General features: G+C 71.6%; 18 protein-coding genes. 12 read left to right on the top strand and 6 right to left on the bottom strand.

Annotated features, from left to right (window positions below; translation table 11 throughout):
• Nucleotides 1–41: 41 nt before the first annotated feature.
• Nucleotides 42–2210: a VWA domain-containing protein gene (locus tag WMF45_RS50895; RefSeq protein ID WP_437714705.1), complete on the bottom strand. Its 2169-nt coding sequence runs from the start codon at nucleotides 2208–2210 to the stop codon at nucleotides 42–44.
• 241 nt (nucleotides 2211–2451) lie between these two features.
• Nucleotides 2452–2646 (bottom strand): DUF5522 domain-containing protein, encoded by a 195-nt coding sequence (locus tag WMF45_RS50890; RefSeq protein WP_437714703.1) that lies wholly within the window; start codon nucleotides 2644–2646, stop codon nucleotides 2452–2454.
• Nucleotides 2647–2804: 158 nt separating this feature from the next.
• Between WMF45_RS50890 and WMF45_RS50885 the strand changes: the two genes are divergently transcribed.
• A complete protein-coding gene (locus WMF45_RS50885; RefSeq protein WP_437714701.1) occupies nucleotides 2805–4757 on the top strand; it encodes a hypothetical protein in 1953 nt (650 codons plus the stop codon).
• A gap of 38 nt (nucleotides 4758–4795) precedes the next feature.
• Here the strand turns inward: WMF45_RS50885 and efp are convergent, their stop codons facing one another.
• Nucleotides 4796–5356, bottom strand: coding sequence for an elongation factor P (gene efp, locus WMF45_RS50880; RefSeq protein WP_437548228.1), 561 nt, complete (start codon nucleotides 5354–5356; stop codon nucleotides 4796–4798).
• Nucleotides 5357–5507: 151 nt separating this feature from the next.
• Between efp and WMF45_RS50875 the strand changes: the two genes are divergently transcribed.
• A complete protein-coding gene (locus WMF45_RS50875) occupies nucleotides 5508–6368 on the top strand; it encodes a tetratricopeptide repeat protein (RefSeq protein WP_012241841.1) in 861 nt (286 codons plus the stop codon).
• Between the two features lie 54 nt (nucleotides 6369–6422).
• Here WMF45_RS50875 and WMF45_RS50870 read toward each other — a convergent pair whose 3' ends face one another.
• On the bottom strand, nucleotides 6423–7445 hold the full coding sequence (locus WMF45_RS50870; RefSeq protein WP_437714699.1) for a hypothetical protein: 1023 nt from the start codon (nucleotides 7443–7445) through the stop codon (nucleotides 6423–6425).
• 59 nt (nucleotides 7446–7504) lie between these two features.
• Nucleotides 7505–9493, bottom strand: a complete 1989-nt coding sequence (htpG, locus tag WMF45_RS50865; RefSeq protein ID WP_437714697.1) for a molecular chaperone HtpG — start codon at nucleotides 9491–9493, stop codon at nucleotides 7505–7507.
• Between the two features lie 386 nt (nucleotides 9494–9879).
• Between htpG and WMF45_RS50860 the strand changes: the two genes are divergently transcribed.
• The 3 genes from WMF45_RS50860 to hisN all read left to right on the top strand — a co-directional run bounded on the left by WMF45_RS50860 (nucleotide 9880) and on the right by hisN (nucleotide 12994).
• Entirely contained in the window at nucleotides 9880–10965 is a 1086-nt protein-coding gene (locus WMF45_RS50860) for a hypothetical protein (protein ID WP_437714695.1), read from the top strand.
• 124 nt (nucleotides 10966–11089) lie between these two features.
• Entirely contained in the window at nucleotides 11090–12088 is a 999-nt protein-coding gene (locus WMF45_RS50855) for an alpha/beta hydrolase (RefSeq protein ID WP_437714693.1), read from the top strand.
• 108 nt (nucleotides 12089–12196) lie between these two features.
• On the top strand, nucleotides 12197–12994 hold the full coding sequence (gene hisN, locus WMF45_RS50850) for a histidinol-phosphatase (RefSeq protein WP_437714691.1): 798 nt from the start codon (nucleotides 12197–12199) through the stop codon (nucleotides 12992–12994).
• A 33-nt stretch (nucleotides 12995–13027) separates the two neighbouring features.
• On the opposite strand, the gene WMF45_RS50845 is transcribed toward hisN, so the two are convergent.
• The gene (locus WMF45_RS50845; RefSeq protein ID WP_437714689.1) at nucleotides 13028–13732 is read right to left on the bottom strand and encodes a TetR/AcrR family transcriptional regulator; all 705 of its coding nucleotides are present in this window, start codon (nucleotides 13730–13732) and stop codon (nucleotides 13028–13030) included.
• A gap of 115 nt (nucleotides 13733–13847) precedes the next feature.
• Between WMF45_RS50845 and WMF45_RS50840 the strand changes: the two genes are divergently transcribed.
• The 7 genes from WMF45_RS50840 to WMF45_RS50810 all read left to right on the top strand — a co-directional run bounded on the left by WMF45_RS50840 (nucleotide 13848) and on the right by WMF45_RS50810 (nucleotide 19607).
• Nucleotides 13848–14483, top strand: coding sequence for a hypothetical protein (locus WMF45_RS50840; RefSeq protein ID WP_437714687.1), 636 nt, complete (start codon nucleotides 13848–13850; stop codon nucleotides 14481–14483).
• Nucleotides 14484–15101: 618 nt separating this feature from the next.
• Entirely contained in the window at nucleotides 15102–15485 is a 384-nt protein-coding gene (locus WMF45_RS50835; RefSeq protein ID WP_437714685.1) for a (2Fe-2S) ferredoxin domain-containing protein, read from the top strand.
• Nucleotides 15485–15928, top strand: a complete 444-nt coding sequence (locus WMF45_RS50830) for a hypothetical protein (RefSeq protein ID WP_437714683.1) — start codon at nucleotides 15485–15487, stop codon at nucleotides 15926–15928. The genes WMF45_RS50835 and WMF45_RS50830 overlap by 1 nt, the downstream gene beginning before the upstream one ends.
• Nucleotides 15929–15933: 5 nt before the next feature.
• Nucleotides 15934–16500, top strand: coding sequence for an isochorismatase family protein (locus WMF45_RS50825; protein ID WP_437714681.1), 567 nt, complete (start codon nucleotides 15934–15936; stop codon nucleotides 16498–16500).
• A 131-nt stretch (nucleotides 16501–16631) separates the two neighbouring features.
• Nucleotides 16632–18038, top strand: a complete 1407-nt coding sequence (locus WMF45_RS50820; RefSeq protein ID WP_012241830.1) for a sigma-54-dependent transcriptional regulator — start codon at nucleotides 16632–16634, stop codon at nucleotides 18036–18038.
• 205 nt (nucleotides 18039–18243) lie between these two features.
• Nucleotides 18244–19227 (top strand): type II secretion system protein GspC, encoded by a 984-nt coding sequence (gene gspC, locus WMF45_RS50815; protein WP_437714679.1) that lies wholly within the window; start codon nucleotides 18244–18246, stop codon nucleotides 19225–19227.
• Nucleotides 19228–19268: 41 nt separating this feature from the next.
• A complete protein-coding gene (locus tag WMF45_RS50810; RefSeq protein WP_437714677.1) occupies nucleotides 19269–19607 on the top strand; it encodes a hypothetical protein in 339 nt (112 codons plus the stop codon).
• Nucleotides 19608–19656: the final 49 nt, after the last annotated feature.

The following is a 19656-nucleotide window of genomic DNA, read 5'->3' as shown; positions in this document are numbered from 1 at the left end:
TCGCCGGGCCTCCAGGGAGCCCCGCGAGCGCCGGATGCTCATCAGTCGATGGGGGGCTCCGGGATCTCCGGCGGGACGAGGAAGAAGACCTTGCGGGTGCTGAGCGTGGTCACGCTGTCGCCGGTGACGACGATGTTCGCCGTGAACACCTGCGGCTCCGTCGTCGGAGGCACCGAGACGTTGGTCTTCGGGATCACGTCGAAGCAGACCGTGGGCCCGGGGAACACGTTGGTATAGGTATCCGCGACGCCATCGACGTTCTTGTCGATGACCCTGAGGCCGGTGGTGCAGGGCGCAGGAGCGCTGTTGTTCGCGATGATCCTGTCGATGAACGCGCTCGCGGCGTCGACCGCGTCGGTCTCGTCCGCCACCGCCGCCGCCGAGATGTCGAGCGTGACATAGGTCGTGAGCACCTTGATCGCCTGCACGACGGCCAGGTTCAGCCCGTCGCCGCTGCTGGCGACCCGGAACACGAGCGGGCATTTGCCGCTCTCGATCGTCACGCCGCTCCCGTTCTCGCCGACGCAGCACTGTCCCACCGCGCACCGCGGCGGGCGCATGCCCTCCGGTCCCCACGCCGCCGGCGGGACCACCGAGCCCGTCGCCACCGCGCCGGCCGTCAGGTCGGCTTGCGCCTCGACCGAGCTGGAGGCGACCATGCCGATGAGCCGGCCTCCCACGCGCGTCACCGCCCGCAGCGCCTCCGAATGGGTCGGCGACTCCACCCTGGACTTGACGTAGTTGTGCTGCACGAACGTCCCGTTGTGGCTCGGCGTGTCGGTGATCATCACCACGATGGGCAGCGAGCCGAAGCGGAAGCCCACGCCGCCGATGGTCCCGACCGTCTCGCCCGCCGGGGTCATGCCCGGCGGAGCGCTCAGCCGATTGAACATGGGCACGTTGGCGCCGCCCTTGTTCGTGCCCGCCCCGGTGGCGATCTGATAAAGAGCCTCCCAGCCGCTCTCCGGGATATCGCCGCCGGCATCGGCCTTGAGGTAGTTCACCGCGTCCTGCACCGACTCGCGCCCTGCCGGCGTGAGGACGCTCATCACCCGGTGCTCCAGGTAGAACGGCTGGTCGTTGCGGCCCCCGTAGGAGTCGATCGGGAAGTCCTTGTACTGAGTCACCCCGATGCCGATGTTCGGGATCTCCTTGGCGAGCTGATCGATCATCTCCTGGAGCGCGCCCTTCAGATTGTTGATCTGGCCGCTCATGGTCGCGGTGGTATCCATCGCGAACACCACGTCGGCCTGCGAGATGGTGGTCGAGAAATCCAGCGTGTCCTGCGCGGGATCCGGGCGGCTCTGATAAGGCACGATGAACACGAAATCCCCGCTGGCCCGCGGGTTGTCCAGGTCGTCGTTCGGGTCCGTGCCGGCGGCCTGCTCGATGAGATCGTTCACGCCGTCCTCGTCCGTGTCCTCGCTCGCGGTGCTGGACTCGCCCGGGTCGAGCACGCCGTCGCAATTGAGGTCCTCGAGCTCGTCGAGCAGGCTGTCGTTGTCGCTGTCCAGGTCGAGGAAATCGCCCCCGCCGTCCCCGTCGCTGTCGCTGGGCGGCTCCTCGGGCTCGCCGTCGCCGCGCTCGATCGAGTCGGGCCGGCAGTCACCGTCCGAGTCGAGATCTCGAAACGCCGGGATCCCGTCGCCGTCGACGTCGAACTCTCTCTCGAACCGATCCAGGATACCGTCGTCGTCGGAGTCCCTGTCACGGAAATCAGGCCAGCTGTCGCCGTCGGTGTTCACCGGATCGAGCGGGTCCGACCCGAGCTCGACAACATCCAGGAGGCCGTCGCCGTCATCGTCGGGATCCACGTAATCGGGGGTTCCATCGCGGTCGCGGTCGCTGTCGCCGTCGTCCTCGTCGGGTAGCCCGTTGTTGTCGGAGTCCTCGTCGCGGTAATCCGGCACCCCGTCGCCGTCGCTGTCACGCGGCCCCGCTTCCCCTGGGAAGGGAGCGCCCTCGAGCTTGTCGGACAGCCCGTCGCCGTCGGAGTCGATGTCCTCGAAATCCGGCTGACCGTCGCGATCCGTGTCGACCGCCTCGCCGCGCCCTTCAACCGCATCGCTGATCCCATCGCCGTCCGTGTCCACGCCCGGCAGCTCCACCGGCGTCTTGTCGGACGGCGGCCTGTTCGTCGAGGTGGCGTCGCAGCCGATCGGCGCGGAGAGCAACAGGCAGCAGAGCAGAGGGTGAAGACTGCGACGCATAGGAGCTCCCGCGCGAATGTGGGCGCGAAATCCTAGACGCTCCACGCAATCCGGATCAACCGACATTCCGTGGTGCGCCGGGGCTCTCCGCCCGTCATCAACCGCAGACGGATTGCGTTTCGCGGCCGCCGCGGAGCGCCCGCGCGGCGGCTGCTGCGAACCCGTCACGGCGGCACGTTGCATGGCGCCGCTCGCCGCGATCCGCCGCGGAGGCTCGACCGCTGCGCCGGCGTCACCGGCGTCAGGGGAGCTTCAGCCGAGGCAGCGCGACGGTGACCGACTCTGCCGGCGCCCTCTCCCGGTAAGGGCAGTGGCGGCACTTGGAGTTACAGCAGTATCCCCGTTTCAGGTGATACGCCTCTGTAAAAACCACCCGGCCTCCCTCGAGGTAATAGTCTTCGCCTTCGACGGCCCTGGGAGGCTTCGGCCCGCTCATCTGCCCTCGATCAAGCTACTCCGAAAGGCGCAGCGGCGCCATCCGGCGCGCGGGCGGCTGGATGGCGCGCCGGCTCCACGACGCCCGCCCGCCGCCCGTGCTACGCCTGCGCCGCCCGCCGCACACCGGTGACCGGTGCGCCGCCGGGTCCGCCCGCGATGCCCGATCGATCCTGCTCGAAGCTCCTCCGCGCCCTGCTCCCGCTCCTCGCCGCCGCCGGCTGCGATGGCTGCCCGAGCTCCAGGCCCTACACGCCTTACACGCTCGGCTCGGCGGCGCCCTCCGGCTCCCCGCCCCCGCTGAGCGGCGTCGGCCCTGGCGCGGCGACCGCCGGCCCCGAGGCCGACGCCGGCGCCCCGGACGCCGCCGCGCCTCGGTTCGCGGTCGTGCCGAGCGTCCCGGCGCCGGAGGGCGGCAAGCAGTGGCCCCTCGAGGGCGGCCCCGTGGCCGCGGCGCCGACCGGGCGCACGTTCGAGACCGGGCTCCTCCTCGACGTCGACGGGGACGGCGCGCGCGATCTCGTCGCCTGGGCGCGGTCGCCGGACGGCCTGCGCGGCGAGCTCCTGCTCGCGCCCGCCGCGCGGCCGCAGGCGCTGCGCACGCTCGCCGCGCTGCCCGGCGATCTCGACGCGCAGGGGTGCACCCCGCGCGTCGGCCTCAGCCAGATCGGCCCCTCCGCGCTCGCCTTCGATTTCGCCCCGCAGTGCGGCGGCGCTCACCGCGGCGCCGCGGGTACGGGCCCGACGCGCTGGATCGCCGTGATCCGCCTCCCCGGGCCCGCCGCGGGCGCGGGCGCGCCGCCGGAGCTCGCCCTGGAGCTCCGCCTCCGCGCGCCGCCCGCGGAGGAAGCGCTCTCCGCCTCCCTCGAGGTCGCCGACCGCGACGCGGACGGCCGCGACGACCTCATCGTCTCGGTCGGCCTGTCCGGCGCCCTGCGCCCGTTCCCTGCCCCGGCGGGCGCCGCGTCCGAGGTCCGCGCCCCGCTCGTCTTCCTGGATCGCCCCGCCGGCCTCTCGCGCGACGCGGCCCAGCCCGGCGAGGCGCTGCGCGCCCTCGCCGCCTCCCTGCTCCGGGACGCGCGCGGCAAGTCGACGGCGCCGGCCGTGGCCGCCTCCGCCCAGCGGCTGCGCCGGTTCCACGCCGCCCTCTGCGCCGACGCCGAGAGCGGCGCCGGAGCGACCGCCGGCCGCGACGCCGCGCGCGCCGGCGAGGCCCTCGTCTGGACGGGCGCCGGCCCGGTGCGCTGCGGCGAGCCGGGGCTCGCGGCCGCCATCGGCCACGCGGAGGCGGTCGCGGCGTCCACGCGGGGCGCGCCGATCGCGGCCATCGCGGCGCTCGACCGCGGCGGCGCCGAGGCGCGCACCAAGGAGGACGGCAAGCTCCTCGCGAAGCTCGCGCCGCCGGCGACCGCCGCCGCCGTGTACCGCACCGCCGCTGCCCCGCAGCCGACCAGGACCGGCGCCTTCGGCCCGCTCGCGTTCGAGGCGAGCGGCGCCCTGCTCGTCAGGACCGCGCAGGGCGTCGTCCGCGTCGACCCGGCCACGTCCACCGAGTCCGCGACGGACATCCCTCCGTGGCCCGCCGCCGTCCACGCCGGGCCCGCGGAGCTCGTCGCCGTCGAGCGGCGCTGCGACGCGCCCACCTTGCTCGCGCTCTTCCGCAGCTCGCCCGATGCCGTCGGCGAGATGGAGGTCCCGCTCCCGCTGCTCCGCGGCCAGGGGCCTCGCGCCCGGCCCGGCGCGGCCGCGCTCGAGCGCTGCGCCGGGACGGAGCGCCTGCCCTTCGTTCCGCTCGCCGCGTCCGAGCGCGGCTTCGACATCGCCCTCGGCGCCGCGCTGCTCTCGATCGACCTGCGCGCGGCCGCGCCGGCCTCGTCCGCGCTGTCGTTCCCGCTCACCACGCCCGCGCCTCAGGGCGCGGCGCGGTCGCCCGACGGCGCCACGCTGGCGATCCCCGCGGCCGGCGGGCTCCTCGTGGCGACCGCAGGCGGCGCCGCGCGCCTCTGGACGGGCGGCGACCTCGCGCAGGCGACGGCGTGCGCGCCGGCCAACGGAGGCGCCCGCGTCGCGTGCGTCGCCGGCGCGGCCGCCGTGATCTTCGAGGCGAAGTGACCTCCGTCGGCCCTCGGACCCCGGAGGTCAGCCGGGGATCACTTGTTGACGCGCTCCAGGTACTTGCCGTCGGCCGTGTCGATCTTGATCCACTCGCCCTCCTTCACGAAGAGCGGGACGTTGACGGTCGCGCCTGTCGACACCGTGGCGGGCTTGGTGGCGCCGCTCGCCGTGTCGCCCTTGACGCCCGGCTCGCTGCTCACGATCTGGAGCACCACGTGCGGGGGCATGCTGACGCCGATCGGCAGCCCGTTGAACAGGGTCACGTCGATCGACATCCCGTCGCTCAGCCACTTGGAGTCATCGCCGATCTTGTCGCCGGGGACCGTGAGCTGCTCGCCGGTCGCCGCGTCCATGAACACGAAGTCGGTGCCCTCCGGATAGATGTACTGGAGGCTGCGCTCCTCCACGTCCGCCGGCTCCAGCTTCTCGCCCGATTTGTACGTGCGCTCGAGCACCGCGCCCGTCGCCATGTTCCGGATCTTGACGCGGGTGAACGCCTGCCCCTTTCCCGGCTTGACGAACTGGAAGTCGATGACCGAGTAGGGCTGGCCGTCGACCATAAACTTGAGGCCTTTTCGGATGTCGCTTGTGTCCATGGGGAGAGCTTCCTGGTAGCGTAAGGGCGGCCTGTCGGCGAGGCCGGGGATCCGCGTCCGCGGCACCCTGGCGCGGCTCGGGGGTCCGCGTTCGCGGCCCCCTTAGCACGAGCACAGCCCCCTGCACAGGGCACCGTTTCAGGACCTGAAAATGCACGACTTCGACGACGAGCTCAGGGAGATCAAGCGTGAGATCGTGGAATCCCGTGGGCTCATCATCAAGACGAACAACCTCACGAACGCCCTCGCCGCGGATCTGAAGAGCATCTCCAAGCGCCAGATGGCGTACGAGCGGCGCGCCTTCTGGAACAGCGCGAGCGCGAACCTGCTCTTCGTGATCGTGGTGATCGGCGTGGTCAAGCTCGCCTGGGACGCACGCGTGGACGCCGTCCAGGCCGAGACCAAGGGCGCGCGAGACCGCATCGCGAAGCACGAGGCCGATCTCAAGGAGATGCAGCAGCGGAGCGACGCGCGCGCCAAGGCCGAGAGCGACGCCGCGGCGTTCTACGAGCTCATCCGTGCCGAGCGGCGACAGGAGGTGATCGAGGGCTTCGAGGCGCTGCGCAAGGCGCCGCTCACCCGGGCCGAGCTCGCGTTCTTCTCGGACTCGGTCGACAAGTCGCGCTCGGAGCTCTCGATCAAATCGTACCAGACGGGCCTCGATCACATGCGGACGGGCCGCTGGCACGAGGCCGCTGTCGCCTTCGAGGACGCCATCCGGCAGAAGGAGACGGCGTCGCACACCCCGTCGGCCCGCCTCAACCTGGCGCGCGCCTACCGCAGGCTGAACCGGCAGCGCGACGCGATTCCGCTGCTCATGACGCTCTCCGAGGCGTCGCCCGATCGGGAGGTCATGGATGACGCGACCTTCCTCCTCGCCGAGTGCCTCCTCGACATCCAGGCCTGGAACGACGCGAAGACGACGCTGCGATCGTTCATCCGCCGCTTCCCGGACAGCGCGTACATCAACGACGCGCGCCTCGCGCTGGCCGACGTCTCGCTCCGGCACTGACGCGCGCCGCCGCGGCCGGCCGGCGCTCGTGCTCGCCGCGGCGGCAGGACGACGTCAGGACCCGCGCCGCACGTCGATCCGGCGCGGCTCGTCCTTCTCCTTGAACCAGCTGGATCGGAGCTGCCGGCGGAGGCCCGACGCGAACAGGCAGTCGCGGAACGCGTTCTGCTCGAAGGTCACCGCGCTGTGCGCGAGCGGGACCTGGATGAAGATGGCGCGGCCGTCCAGGAGCTGCTTGCGCGTGAGCTCGCCCGGGCGGCGCTCGTGCAGGCAGGCGACGCCCTGCGCCTCGAGCGCGCGCTCGAGCTCGAGGTTGAGCCGCCGCACGTCGCCCGCGACGAAATGGCTGATGAGCTTGTGCCTCTCCCGCCCCGAGCGGCCCTTCCGCTCGAGCACCCAGTCGCGGAACGCGTCGACCTCGCCGTACAGCGCGTCGAACAGGTACACCTCGTTCACCTCGCAGCCGCCGTGGCGCAGGCACGCGGCCGCGACGCGGTATCCGCCCGAGTGCGCCGACAGGCAGAGCGTCCCGAGCTTCGCCTTCCGCGGGATGGCGCGATCGCCGAGCGCCCGCCGCGCCGAGGGGCTCGCGAGCACCGACGCGAGCTCGCCGCACAGCCGCCGGAGGCCGCCCTTCTGCCCCAGCTTGCCCGGGGGCGACTCCGCCGCGTTCACCGCGCACTGCGGCACCACGAGCACCGCGTTCTGCTTGCTCTCGTGGAGCTGCTCGCGGAGCTTGTGCGCCGCGATGGCCCGCTCCGCGGTCGTGACGTGGCCGTGGAAGTGGATCACGAGGTCGAGCTCATCGCTCTCCGGCGCGCGGTAGTGGGCCGGCACGAAGACCATCGCCGTGGCGTCCTGGTAGGGCGCCCCGTCGCAGGGAAACGGCGCGTTCGACAGCTCGATCTTCAGCGTCACGCCGATGTCCGACGCCTCGACGGCTCTCACCCTGGAGGCCGTCCTGGCGAGCGCCGGCGCCGGCGCCCAGAGCCCCGGCGCGGCCAGGGCGCCGCCCGCCACGCCGAGCGCACGAAGAAAGGCCCGGCGGCCGAGCGCCGGTGTTGCGATTCGGGACATCCTGGCGACCTCGTCCCGCGCCTATCACCGACGCTCGACCCCGGCCAAAAAACCGCCGCTCAGCTTTGACTGACAGCGGCGGAGCTGACCTGCGCGAGCAGGTCCTGGATGCGCCGGACGAGCTTCGCCGGCTCCTGCACAACGCCCTCGACGAGGAGGGCCTGGTCCAGGAGGAGCTCGGACCACTGCTTCACCCGCTCCGAGCCGGCCTCGCGCCCCGCCAGGATGTTGAGGTTCTTCACCACCGGGTGGCCCGGGTTGAGCTCCAGGATCCGCTTGGATTCCCCGGTATTCTGATCGATGAGCTTCATGATCCGCTCGAAGTTCGCCCCTGGGTCCCCCTCGGCGGCGACGAGGCAGCTCGCGCTGTCGGTCAGGCGCCGCGAGACGCGCACGTCCTTCACCCGGTCGCCCAGCGCCGCCTTGACCGCCGCCACGGCCGCGTCGACCGATTCCTCCGGCTCGTCCTTCTTCTCCGGCTCGGCGCCGAGGTCGACATCGCCGTGCATCACGCTCTTGAGGCGGCGCTTGTCGAACTCGCTCAGCGACTGCACGAACCACTCGTCGACCGGATCCACGAGGAACAGCACGTCGTAGCCGCGCTTCCGGAACGCCTCGAGGTGCGGGCTCTGCTCGACCGCGTGGCGGCCGAGCCCCGTCACGTAATAGATCTCCTTCTGCGCCTCCGGCATCTTCGCCACGTAGTCGCGGAGCGAGATGGCCTTGCCGGCCTCCGTGTTCATCGACTCGAACCGGCAGAGCTCGGCGATCGCGTCCTTGTTCTTCCAGTCGTTGGTGACCCCCTCCTTGATGACCCGGCCGAACTCCTTCCAGAAGGCCGCGTAGCGCTCGGGCTCCGACTCGGAGAGGTCCTTGAGCGACTTGAGCACCTGCTTGACGATCTGCTGCTCGATCTGGGAGAGCGTGCGGTTCTCCTGGAGCATCTCGCGAGAGACGTTCAGCGAGAGGTCCTCGGAGTCGACGACGCCGCGCAGGAAGCGCAGGTACATCGGCGTCAGCTTGTCGCAGTCCTCGACGATGAGGACCCGCTTCGCGTAGAGGCGCACGCCCCTGCGGTCCTTGTGGAACATGTCCGCCGGCGCCTTCTCGGGCACGTAGAGCAGGGCGTGGAACTGCACGGGCGCGTCGATCGACAGGTGCACGGTGAGCAGCGGCTTCTCCCCCTCGTAGCCGCCCGTCACGTGCCGGAAGAACTCCGCGTGCTGCTCCTCGGTGATCTGCGACTTGGGCAGCGTCCAGAGTGCGGCCGAGCGGTTCGCGACCTCGTCGTTCACCTTGATGGGGAAATGAACGAAATCCGAGTACTTGCGGATGATCTCCTTGATCCGCCACACCTTCGTGTACTCGCGCGCGTCGTCCTTGAGGTGGAGGACGATCTTCGTGCCCGGGTGCTCGCGATCGCCGGAGGCCACGGTGAAGGAGCCCGCGCCGGACGAGCGCCACAGGACGGGCTCCGCGCCCGGCAGCATCGAGCGGGTCTGCACGTCGACGCGCGAGGCGACCATGAACGCGGCGTAGAAGCCGACGCCGAACTGGCCGATGAGCTGGAGCTTGCCGCCGTCCTTCTTCTGCTTGGCGGCCTCGGCGTTGGCCTTCAGGAACTCCAGCGACCCCGAGCGGGCGATGGTGCCGAGGTTCTGCACCACCTCGTCCCGGGTCATCCCGATGCCGTTGTCCTCGATGGTGAGGGTCCGGGCCTCGTCGTCGAGCGTGATGAGGATCGCGGGCTCGCCGGCTTGTTCAGCGACGCCCTCGCGCGTGAGGGCCAGGAAACGGGCCTTGTCGAGCGCGTCCGACGCGTTCGAGATGAGCTCGCGGAGGAAGACCTCCTGGTTTGCGTAGAGCGAGTTGATGACCAGCGCGAGGACCTGCTGCACCTCGGCCTGGAAGGGGAGCTCGACCGCGCCGGCGGCCTTGGCCTCCTCGGACGGGGTCGACGCGGGCGTCTCCGGGCCCGGAGCCGCACCCGAAGGCTCGGCAGAGGGGGTGGAACCGCTGGTTTCGGGGTTCGGGCTTTCCGTGTTCATGTCGGCGACCAAATGGATCCGATTTTCGAAAGGGCAATCCCCCGGCGCGCGCGGAGCGCCACGGGGGCGTCCCCGGAGCGCGCCGCGGTGTGTCGCCGCGCTCCGCGGCCAGCTCGCGGCCCCGCCGCCGCGGCGCCCCGGCCGAGGTGAGGGGCTCACCAGGCCGCGGGCCGGCGCCTGCGTCGGGGTCGGGATCTGCGCGCCGGGTCGTCACGTTCAGGTCGCTGTGCGCGATCCCCGCATCCCTGCCCGGCTTTTCCGGTGGGTAAGGGTTTCTTCATCAGGTCGCCGGAGCTAGATTCACCGGCGTTGTACCCTCGCCGTCGTGGAGATCTGTTGTGGTAGCACCTCTCCGTGCAGTACTCCGTGTTCTCCCGGCAATCGGCGTGCTGGCCGGGGTGCAGGCGCTCGCGGGGTGCGGCGATCGGGGCAAGACGGCCGATCAGGACGTGAAGCGTCCGCCCGCTGTGCTCCAGTTCGACGGCTATGTCTACGTCCCGACCGGGACGAGCGATTTCAAGATCCTCGAGCGCGTGCGGACGCAGACGCGATCGGTGTTCACGGGGCTCCGGAAGTCCCGGGTGATGGTGAGCCGGCGCGAGGTCCAGGGCGCGACAACGGACAGCTTCGCCAAGGAGGCCGTGACCGTCGTCGACGCCGCGGGGCACCGGACCCTCGCGCTCCGCGTGCGGTACCGCTTCGTGGCCCGGCCGGAGGTCGCGAACGGCATCGACGATCGCAAGGAGCTCCCGCTCGCGCTCCTTCACCGGGAGGACGACGACGTCGCGGAGCGCATCCACGAGGAGTGCACGCCGCCCCAGGAGCGGAGGAAGGGGGGCGCCAGCGCCGTCGGCCTCGACTTCGATCCGTCCCTTCCGAGCTGCAAGGCCGCGATGGCCGCGGAGCAGGCGGCGATCGACGCGGCGCGCGCGAAGGTGCCCGAGCTCGCGGGCGGGCCGCCGGCCTCCGCCAAGGACACCGTGGTCCCGCTCGAGGAGGTGCAGCGCGTGTACGTCCCGACCCAGGTGACCGTCGAGCTCCGCGATCGCAAGCCGGGCGAGGTCGCGCCGCGCTTCGTCCCGGTGGATCGACCGGAGAAAGAGGACGCGCGGATCGCGACCGCGGCGCCGGGCGGCGCCGAGGGCGCCGAGGGGCTCGAGCCGGCGGCGGTGCTCATCGACCCGGATCTCAGGACGGAGCGGACGCCCGAGGAGAAGGCGATCGCCGAGGGGACCCTGCTGCCGAGGATGCCCGTGGCCGGCGGCACGGGCGCCGTGAGCGGCGGGAGGCGGCTCGAGGTCGTGAGCCCCGCGGTGGCGCAGGCGCAGCAGCGCAAGGTGGAGGCCGCGACAGCGAACGAGCGCTTCGAGATCCCGTTCGAGACGCTGACCGACCCGAAGTTCCTGGTGGTCTGGCTGAGCTTGCTGATGGCATATCCCATCCTCCGGGGCGATCCGCGGAAGAAGCGCTGACGCGCGCCGCAAGCGCTGGCGCGCGCCACGGCGCACCTCGCCGAAAGGGGCGACGGCGCGGCGCTCGGACCGTTGCGGGCACAGGCCGCCGCGGTCGCGGGAGGCGTCCGCTACGATGCCCGCCATGGTGCTTCGCCTGATGAAGATGTTCGGCCTCGCGTTCGTGGAGACCACGACCGAACGCGCCCGCCGTGGGCCCGCGCGCCCGGGCTGGGGCTTCGGCTTCGAGTGGGTGGTCCGCTTTCTCCGCCGCGATTTCATCCAGCTCCTCGACCGGCCCTACCCGGAGGTCAGGGCCGAGCTCGACGCGCGCCCGTACTCCCGGAAGGCCGTCCGGCGCGTGAAGCGCACGGACGACACGTTGAAGGGCGTCCCCGCGGTCTGGTTCGAGCCTCCGGGCGCGGCGTCGCGCGGCGTCGTCCTCTACCTCCACGGCGGCTCGTACCTGTTCGGCTCCACGAGGACGCACGCGGACCTCATGGCGCGGCTCGCGCTGGCGAGCGGCGCCCGCGTCGTGGGCATCGACTACCGGCTCGCGCCGGAGCACCGCTATCCCGCGCAGATCGAGGACGCCCTCGCCGCCTTCGACGCGCTGGTCGAGCGCGGCCATGCGCCGGGAGAGATCGCGCTCGCCGGCGACTCCGCCGGCGGCAACCTCGCGCTCGTCACGCAGCTCGCGCTCCGCGACCGCGGCGCGCAGGCGCGCTGCGCCGCGCTCATCTCTCCCTGGCTCGACCTGACCTCGAGCAGCGCCTCGGCGCGCGCGAACGACGCGACCGATTACGGTACCCGCGACGGTCTCTTGCGCCAGGCGCGCGATTTCGCGGGCGCGACCCCGCTCGACGATCCCCGGCTCTCGCCGCTCCACGCGCGCCTCGACGGGCTGGCCTCGCTGTTCATCCAGGTCGGCGACGCCGAGCGACTGCACGACGAGGGCCAGGAGCTCGCGCGGCGCGCCCGCGAGGCGGGGGTCGACGTCACGCTCGACGTGCTGAGGGACATGCCCCACAACGGGCCGGTGCTGGCCGACTTCCACCCGGAGGGCGCGCGGGGCACGGACACGCTGGGCGCGTATCTCCGAGCGAGCCTGTCGCCGGGCGCCCGCGTGGGCGACCCGGCCTGATGCGGAGCTCGCTCCGGGGCGCAGCGAGGCGAGGTGGTTGCCGTGAGCGGGCGGCCCGCGTAGGGGATCGCGCCGTGGGGCTCGCCTCGAGGGCCCACGGAGGAGACGATGACCCCTTCCCAGGACCTGGTCGAGCTGGCAGAGCGGCTCGCGGACGCCAGCGGCGCCGTGATCCGGCGCTATTTTCGCAAGGGCATCGAGGCCGACGACAAGGCGGACGCGAGCCCTGTCACGATCGCCGACCGCGAGGCCGAGGCGGCGATACGCGAGCTCCTTGCCGCGCGCGTTCCGGGCCACGGGATCGTGGGAGAGGAGTTCGGCCGCCAGAACGAGGCGGCGGAGCTCGTGTGGGTGCTCGATCCCATCGACGGGACGAAGGCGTTCATCACGGGCAAGCCGCTCTTCGGCACGCTCATCGCGCTGCTGCACCGGGGCCAGCCGGTGCTCGGCGTCATCGATCAGCCTGTCCTCGGCGATCGCTGGCTCGGCGTCCTGGGCCGCCCGACGCTCTGGAACGGCGCGCCGGCGCGCGTCCGCGCGTGCGCGGGGCTGCCGCTCGCGCGCCTCTCCACCACGGGCCCGCAGTACTTCCCGCCGGCGAAGGCCCGCGCCTTCGGGGAGGTCGCGTCCCGGGCCAAGCTCGTGAGCTACGGCGGCGATTGTTACCAGTATGGCCTCGTGGCGAGCGGCAGCATCGACGTGGTCGTCGAGTACGGCCTCAAGCTCCACGATTTCGCGGCGCTCGTCCCGGTGATCACCGGCGCCGGCGGGGTCATGACGGACTGGGAAGGGCGCCCGCTCGACGCCGCGAGCGCCGGTGACGTGGTGGCCGCCGGCGATCCGCGTACCCACGCCGAGGTGCTCGCCGCGCTCCGCGCCGGCGATCCCCGGCAAGGCGTACGCTGACGCGCGCTGACGCACGCTGACGCCGGCGGCGCCTCACGCCCGGAGCCCTCGGAACTGGAGGGTGAGGGAGCTCTTCAGCACGGGATCCAGCGCCGCGCCGAGCGTCACGAAGCCGCTGAGCCAGGACAGGAGCGCCGCGAAGTAGAGGGCGAAGATGTTGTGCGCCGCGGCGAGCGGGTCGATGTCGCCCGCGACCTCGCCGCGCGCCTGCGCGTCGCGCACGAGGCCCGCGACGCGGTGCAGGAACGCGAACGTGAGCGCGTTCAGCCGCTCTCCGTTCGGACCCGACGCGCCGGGGAACGCCTTCACGAACGCCTGCGACACGAGCGGCTGCTCGCCGTACATCGCGAACAGCCGCTGGAAGACGTGGAGCAGCTGAGCGAGCAGGGGCTCTTTGCGCGGCAGCGCCTCGAACGCCGCGTCGACAGCGGCCGCGAGCCGGTCGTGCATCACCATCATGAGCAGGTCGGGCTTGTCTCGCGCGTGCACGAACACCGTCCCCGTCGCGACCTCCGCGCGCTCCGCCACAGCCTTGGTCGTCGTGTCGTCGTACCCGAGCTCCGTGAAGAGGGCCCACGCGGCGTCCCGGATCCGCCGGCGGGTGTCGAGCTTCTGCTGGGCGCGCCCGCCGCGCCCGGGCGCCGGCGGCGCGGACGCGACCGGCACCGGCGCGATCGGCGCTCGCGGCGCCGCGGCTCGCTTCCGGCGTTTCGTCGCGCCTGGAATGACCTTGCTCATCGACAGGGCACTCTGTTGTCGCGGATGCCTCCCCGTCAAGCGGCGATCTCCTTGACAGAACGAGCGCGAAGAATGACCATGGTCAGTGACTGAAGTCATCGAATGAGGTGCTGCCATGGCTCTGGTGCATTACGACGAAGGCCTCACGATGCGGGAGGCGCGGGCGCTCTACTTCGAGGTGAACCGCTTCGGCGCGGACGGCGGGTACGGCGACGCGTGGGTCGACTTCAAGCTCGGTCCGCTCCCCGTCCCTTTCCCGAACACCCGGGCGCGCGTGCGCGCCGTGCGTTACCACGACCTGCACCACGTGCTGACGGGCTACGACACGAACGCGATCGGCGAGTTCGAGATCTCGGCCTGGGAGCTCGGCGCCGGCTGCAAGGGCTTCGTGGCGGCCTGGCAGCTCAACCTGGGCGGCCTCTTCGCGGGGCTGCTCTCGGCCCCGCGCCGGACGGTCCGCGCGTTCTTCCGCGGCCGCCGCAGCGAGAGCCTCTATGGCCGCCCGTTCGAGGAGCTGCTCGATCGCGAGGTCGGCGAGCTGCGCAGGGAGATGCGCGTCGATGAGCGCTCTTCTACTACCGGTTCCAGGCCGGCGGCGCTCGACGTGCTCTGGCTCGCGCTCGCGAGCCTCGCGGGGCTCGTGGTCGGCGTCCTCGGGTTCGCGACCGTGCTCTTCGTGGCGCCGATCGGGATCGTGAACCTGGCGCTGCGCCGGCACCGCGCGCGCAGCGCCGCAGAAGCCGGGGCCTGAGGCGAGGAGCCTGCCGGCGTTCACCCCCCGAGCAGGTTACGAGGGTTCAACGAACCCCCCAACACCTTCTCGCATACTCCACGACCACCTTTGCGAGACCATGCTCAAGCGATGACACATCCACGCGAACAAAATCGCCCTTGAGAGGCCCACCGGAAGCAAGGACGGTATACGGGCCGTTATCGGACGGACCTCTGCCACCATCAAGCTTGATGAGGACGATCGCCCCGTCGCTGCGCATGCGCTCCAAGAGCGGGAGGACCGCGTCGACTCCTCTCCACTGCGGTGAAATCGGGCTCAAACCAAGGTAGCTTGCTACCATTGGAACGAGTCTATAATCGCCTGTAGCCATGAAAACCCCTGGGGTGTGACACAAGTAGCCTCTTGTCAAAACGCCGTCTCGAACACCTTTACAAATGGGGTTCCGAAGAAGTCTGAACCGCCAAGATCGTCGACAACCTCCGAGTACGGTACGCCACCGGGCCCGGGAATGCCTCGCGCACAGCATCTGTGCGCCCGTCCGGCCGCTGGCCCGTCCCCTGGCGAAGCTCGACGCCCCCCCCGCCCCTCCCCCGCCCCAGCTTGACCTGGCCCCCGCGACGCACGAGGATCCGCCTCGTGCCCCAGCGAAAGCGCTACCTCTTCGTCTGCGTCAACCGCCGCCCCGACGGCGTGCCCAAGGGCTCCTGCGCTCAGCGCGGCGCCGAGGGCATCCACGTGCAGCTCAAGGCCGCGCTCGCCGAGCGGGGCCTCGCGAAGGTCGAGGCGCGCGCCTGCTCCGCGAGCTGCCTCGACGTCTGCTGGGCGGGCCCCGTCATCGCCGTGGAGCCGGACGGCTACTTCTACGGCCGCGTGACCCCCGCCGACGTCCCGGAGATCGTCGACGCCCTCGCCTCCGGCCGCCGCGTCGAGCGGCTCGTGCTCCCGCCCGAGGACTTCACGGAGGCGACGGCCGCCCCGCCGCTGCCGGCGCCGCCGCGCGGCGCGCCCCCGGAGGCGTGATGCGCGGCTTCGAGTTCTGCGAGACCATGGCCGGGAGCTTCCACCTGGTCGACTCGCCGTCCGACGAGCGGCCCATGTCGTTCACGATCCGCGCGCGCTCGCGCGGCCTCCTCGCCTTCCTGCGCAAGCCCGAGGTCGAGATCGAGGGCGAGATCGACGCCGAAGGCTTCGCCGACCACCGCTACCTCTCCGGGCGGCTCGGCCTCGACGTCGCGCGCACCGGGACCCTGCCCTACTCCTTCGAGTTCACCGCCAACGACGGCCGCCGCTGCGCGTTCGCCGGCCGGAAGACCGTGCGCCCCGGCGATCTCATGACGTCGATGACCGTCCTGCCCGGCGTCCTCGTCGGAGACGGCGGCGCCCTGATCGGCGAGGCGCTCCTCCGCTTCGACCTGCGGAGCGACCTGCTCCGGTTCCTGAGGAGCTTCCGGGCCACGAGGTAGCCACCATGCAAAGGATCGAGCCCGCCGACAGCGCGGTCATCGTCATCGACGTCCAGGAGAAGCTCGCCGCCGCGATGCCGGCGCCCCAGATGGACGCGCTCACCCGTGCGGCCACGGTGCTGATCGAGGCGGCGCGGCGGCTCGGCGCGGCGGTCATCGCCACCGAGCAGTACCCCGCGGGCCTCGGCCCGACCGTCGCGCCCATCGCCGAGCGGCTTGCCCAGGCGGGCGCGCCCGTCATCCCCAAGATGGAGTTCTCCGCCTGCGGCGCCCCCGAGTTCGAGCGCATCTTGCGGACGTCGACCGGGCGCGCGCCCCGCGCCGCCATCGTCGTCGGCGTGGAGGCGCACGTCTGCGTCTTCCAGACCGTGCGCGATCTCGCCGCGCGCGGCGTCCTCGTCCAGGTGCCGCTCGACGGCGTCGCCTCCCGCCGCGACGACCACCGGCTCGCCGGCCTCGATCTCTGCCGCGCCGCAGGCGCCACCATCACCACCGCGGAGACCGTCGTCTTCGACTGGCTCAAGATCGCCGGGACGGACGACTTCAAGCAGCTGTCGAAGCTCATCCGCTGACCGATCCCGCGATCTTCGCGGGCGGCGCGCAGGGGACCACGGCGGCGTGTCAGTTTGTCAGGCGCCGGATCGGACTTTGTCAGACCCGTGCTCTCCTGGACATGCCGCCGACGTCTGTGACACAGTGGCGCATGGCTGACGATCTGGCACAAGTCCCCCCGAGCGCGCCGCCTGCTGGCCCCGCTGCGCCGCCGCCCGGCGCGCCGACGGTCCTCGTGGTCGATGACGAGCCGTCGAACGTCGCCTCCATCGAGAAGATCTTCCAGCGCGACGGCATGCGCGTCATCACGGCGGACAGCGCGAAGGCGGCCCTGGAGATCGTGCGCAGCCGCCGCGTCGAGGTCGTCCTGACCGACCTGATGATGCCGGGCGTCAGCGGCCTCGAGCTGCTCCGCGCGCTGAAGCAGCTCGCGCCCGACACCGAGGTCGTGATGATGACCGCCTACGGGACCGTCGAGACCGCGGTCCAGGCCATGCGCGAGGGCGCGTACGACTTCGTGGAGAAGCCGCTCAAGCGGATGACGATCATCAAGAGCGTGCGCAAGGCGGCCGAGCGCCAGTCGCTCGTCGCCGAGAACCGCTCGCTCCGGCAGGAGATCAAGCTGCTCACGAAGCGCGAGATCGTCGGATCGAGCCCGACGCTGCGCCGCGTGCTCGACATCGCGACCCAGGCGGCGCCCTCGAGCGCCACGGTGCTCGTGCTCGGCGAGAGCGGCACCGGCAAGGAGCTGCTCGCGCGCTTCATCCACGAGCGCAGCGCGCGATCGCGAGGGCCGTTCGTCGCGGTCAACTGCGCGGCCATCCCGGAGACCATCCTCGAGGCCGAGCTCTTCGGCCACGAGCGCGGCGCGTTCACCGGCGCCCTCGCGAAGCGCGACGGCCGCTTCGCCAAGGCGGCCGGCGGCACGCTGTTCCTCGACGAGATCGGCGAGCTCTCGCCCGCCGTGCAGGTGAAGCTCCTCCGCGTGCTGCAGGAGGGCGAGTACGAGCCCGTCGGCGGCGACACGGTGCGCGCCGACGTGCGCCTGGTCGCGGCCACCAACAAGGACCTCCGCGCCGAGGTCGCCGCGGGCCGCTTCCGCGAGGACCTGTTCTACCGGCTCAACGTGATCGCGATCACGGCGCCCCCGCTCCGGACCCGCCGCGAGGACATCCCGCTCCTCGTCGACCACTTCCTCGGCGTCTACTGCACGAAGAACAACCGCCCCCGCCTGGAGGCGCCGCGCGACGTGCTCGCGCGCCTGACCGACTACACGTGGCCGGGCAACGTGCGCGAGCTCGAGAACGTGATCGAGCGCGCCGTGGTCCTCTGCCGCGGCGACCAGCTCTCCGTCGACGACCTGCCCGACTTCATCCGTGAGGCCGCCCCCGCCGAGCCGAGCTCGCTCACCTTCTCGGTCGGCACGCCCCTCGACGAGGTCGAGCGAAGGCTCATCCGCGAGACGCTCCGCCACGCCCGCGGGGACAAATCCGTGGCCGCGCAGTTGCTCGGCATCTCCACGCGCACCATCTACCGAAAGCTCGGCGAGCTGGAGTGACGCCGCGCGCGCCGTCCCGCGGACACGGCGCGCTCCCGTGCGCCGGCACCCCGCGAAGATCCATTTGTCACTTTGGCAACGAAGGCCGTCCGACGCGGCTGGGGTGCGTCACCTTGGCGGGACAGCTTCCGAAATTTCGTGAAGACGCGGGAAACCACCGGCGATTGACCGCTGGCATGAAACTCGCCTAGAGGAGGATGGGCGCATGGGCATCGACGCGATCCTGAAGCGGTATTTTCCCTGGGTGCTGGGCGCGCTGATCGCGCTCGCCGCCTACTTCCAGGCGTCGGGCATGGGTCAGCTGGTGGTCTCCAGCGTCGCGATCGACGCCCCGCCGGCGCCGCCCACGCATCCGACGCGCCCGGCGTCGTTCGGGTCGACCGCGAGCAGCACGGACCACGCGACGAGCGCCGCGGCGATCCTCTCGCGCAACCCGTTCGACTCGGTGACGGGGCCGCTCGACGGCAAGCCGGTCGAGATCCCGAGCGTCCCGCACGAGCTGCCCAACAAGGACCCGTACGCGGACCCCTCCTGCGACGGCGCCCGCGTCCTGCTCATCACGCAGGCCGAGGATCCCGCGTGGTCGTTCGCGGCCATGGCCGGCTCGGACGGCAAGGCGATCTTGCGCCGGCAAGGGGATGAGATCAGCGGGCAGACCGTTTACTACGTGGGGTGGGATCGGGTCTGGCTGACGTCCGGCAGCTCGCGGTGCCAGGCCATCGTGGGCAGCAGAGGCGTCGTCGCCCGCGCCAGCGCCACGCCGGCGCCGGTGCCCCCGACGACGTCGACGGCCGCGGCGGGGAAGGCCCCCCCCCGCGGCGGCAAGAAGATCCCGCCGGAGATCGCCTCGAAGATCCAGCGCGTGAGCGAGAACGAGTTCAACGTGGAGCGCAGCGCCGTCGACCACATCCTGGAGAACCAGGGCGAGCTGATGCGCTCCGCGCGTATCGTCCCCGAGAAGGAGGGAGACAAGGTGGTGGGCATCCGTCTCTTCGGGATTCGCCCGGACTCTCTGCTGGGGACGCTCGGGCTGGAGAACGGAGATCGGCTGTCCAGCATCAACGGGTTTGAGATGAGCGATCCGCAGAAGGCCCTCGAGGCCTACGCGCGGCTCCGGACGGCGGACCGGCTCACGGTGAGCATCAACCGCAAGGGCAAGCCGATGAACATCGACTTCAACATCAAGTGAGCGCTCCGGACTGAATCCAGGGACGAAAGCAGGGTAGCGGCATGGCGCGATGGATAGGGACGCTGAACGAGGGGAGCCTGCTCCGGCGGACGCTGATGGTGATCGGCACGTTCGTCCTCGGCTCGCTCACGTTCGTCGGGGTCATGAGCCTCGTCCTCGTGTCGGTCGCCAAGGCCGTCCTGCCGCCCCACGATGATAAAGAGTCCGCGACGGACGCGACGGAGGAGGCCGACAGCGAGGCCTCCGCCGGCGCGAGCAAGACCGCCCTGGGCAAGACCTCTCGCTCGAAGCGGCCGCGGCCCCCCTCGCCGGCCGCACGCGAAAGCGCGCCGAGCGCGCCGAACGCGCCGAACGCGCCGAACGCGCCGAACGCCGACTGAGCGGCGCCGCCTCCCCCCACCAACCAACGCAGAGAATATCGAGTCGACT

The organism is Sorangium sp. So ce448 (assembly GCF_051520915.1).
In the GTDB taxonomy this organism is placed as follows: domain Bacteria; phylum Myxococcota_A; class Polyangia; order Polyangiales; family Polyangiaceae; genus Sorangium; species Sorangium cellulosum_B.
This window is presented reverse-complemented; position numbering and strand designations above follow the sequence as displayed.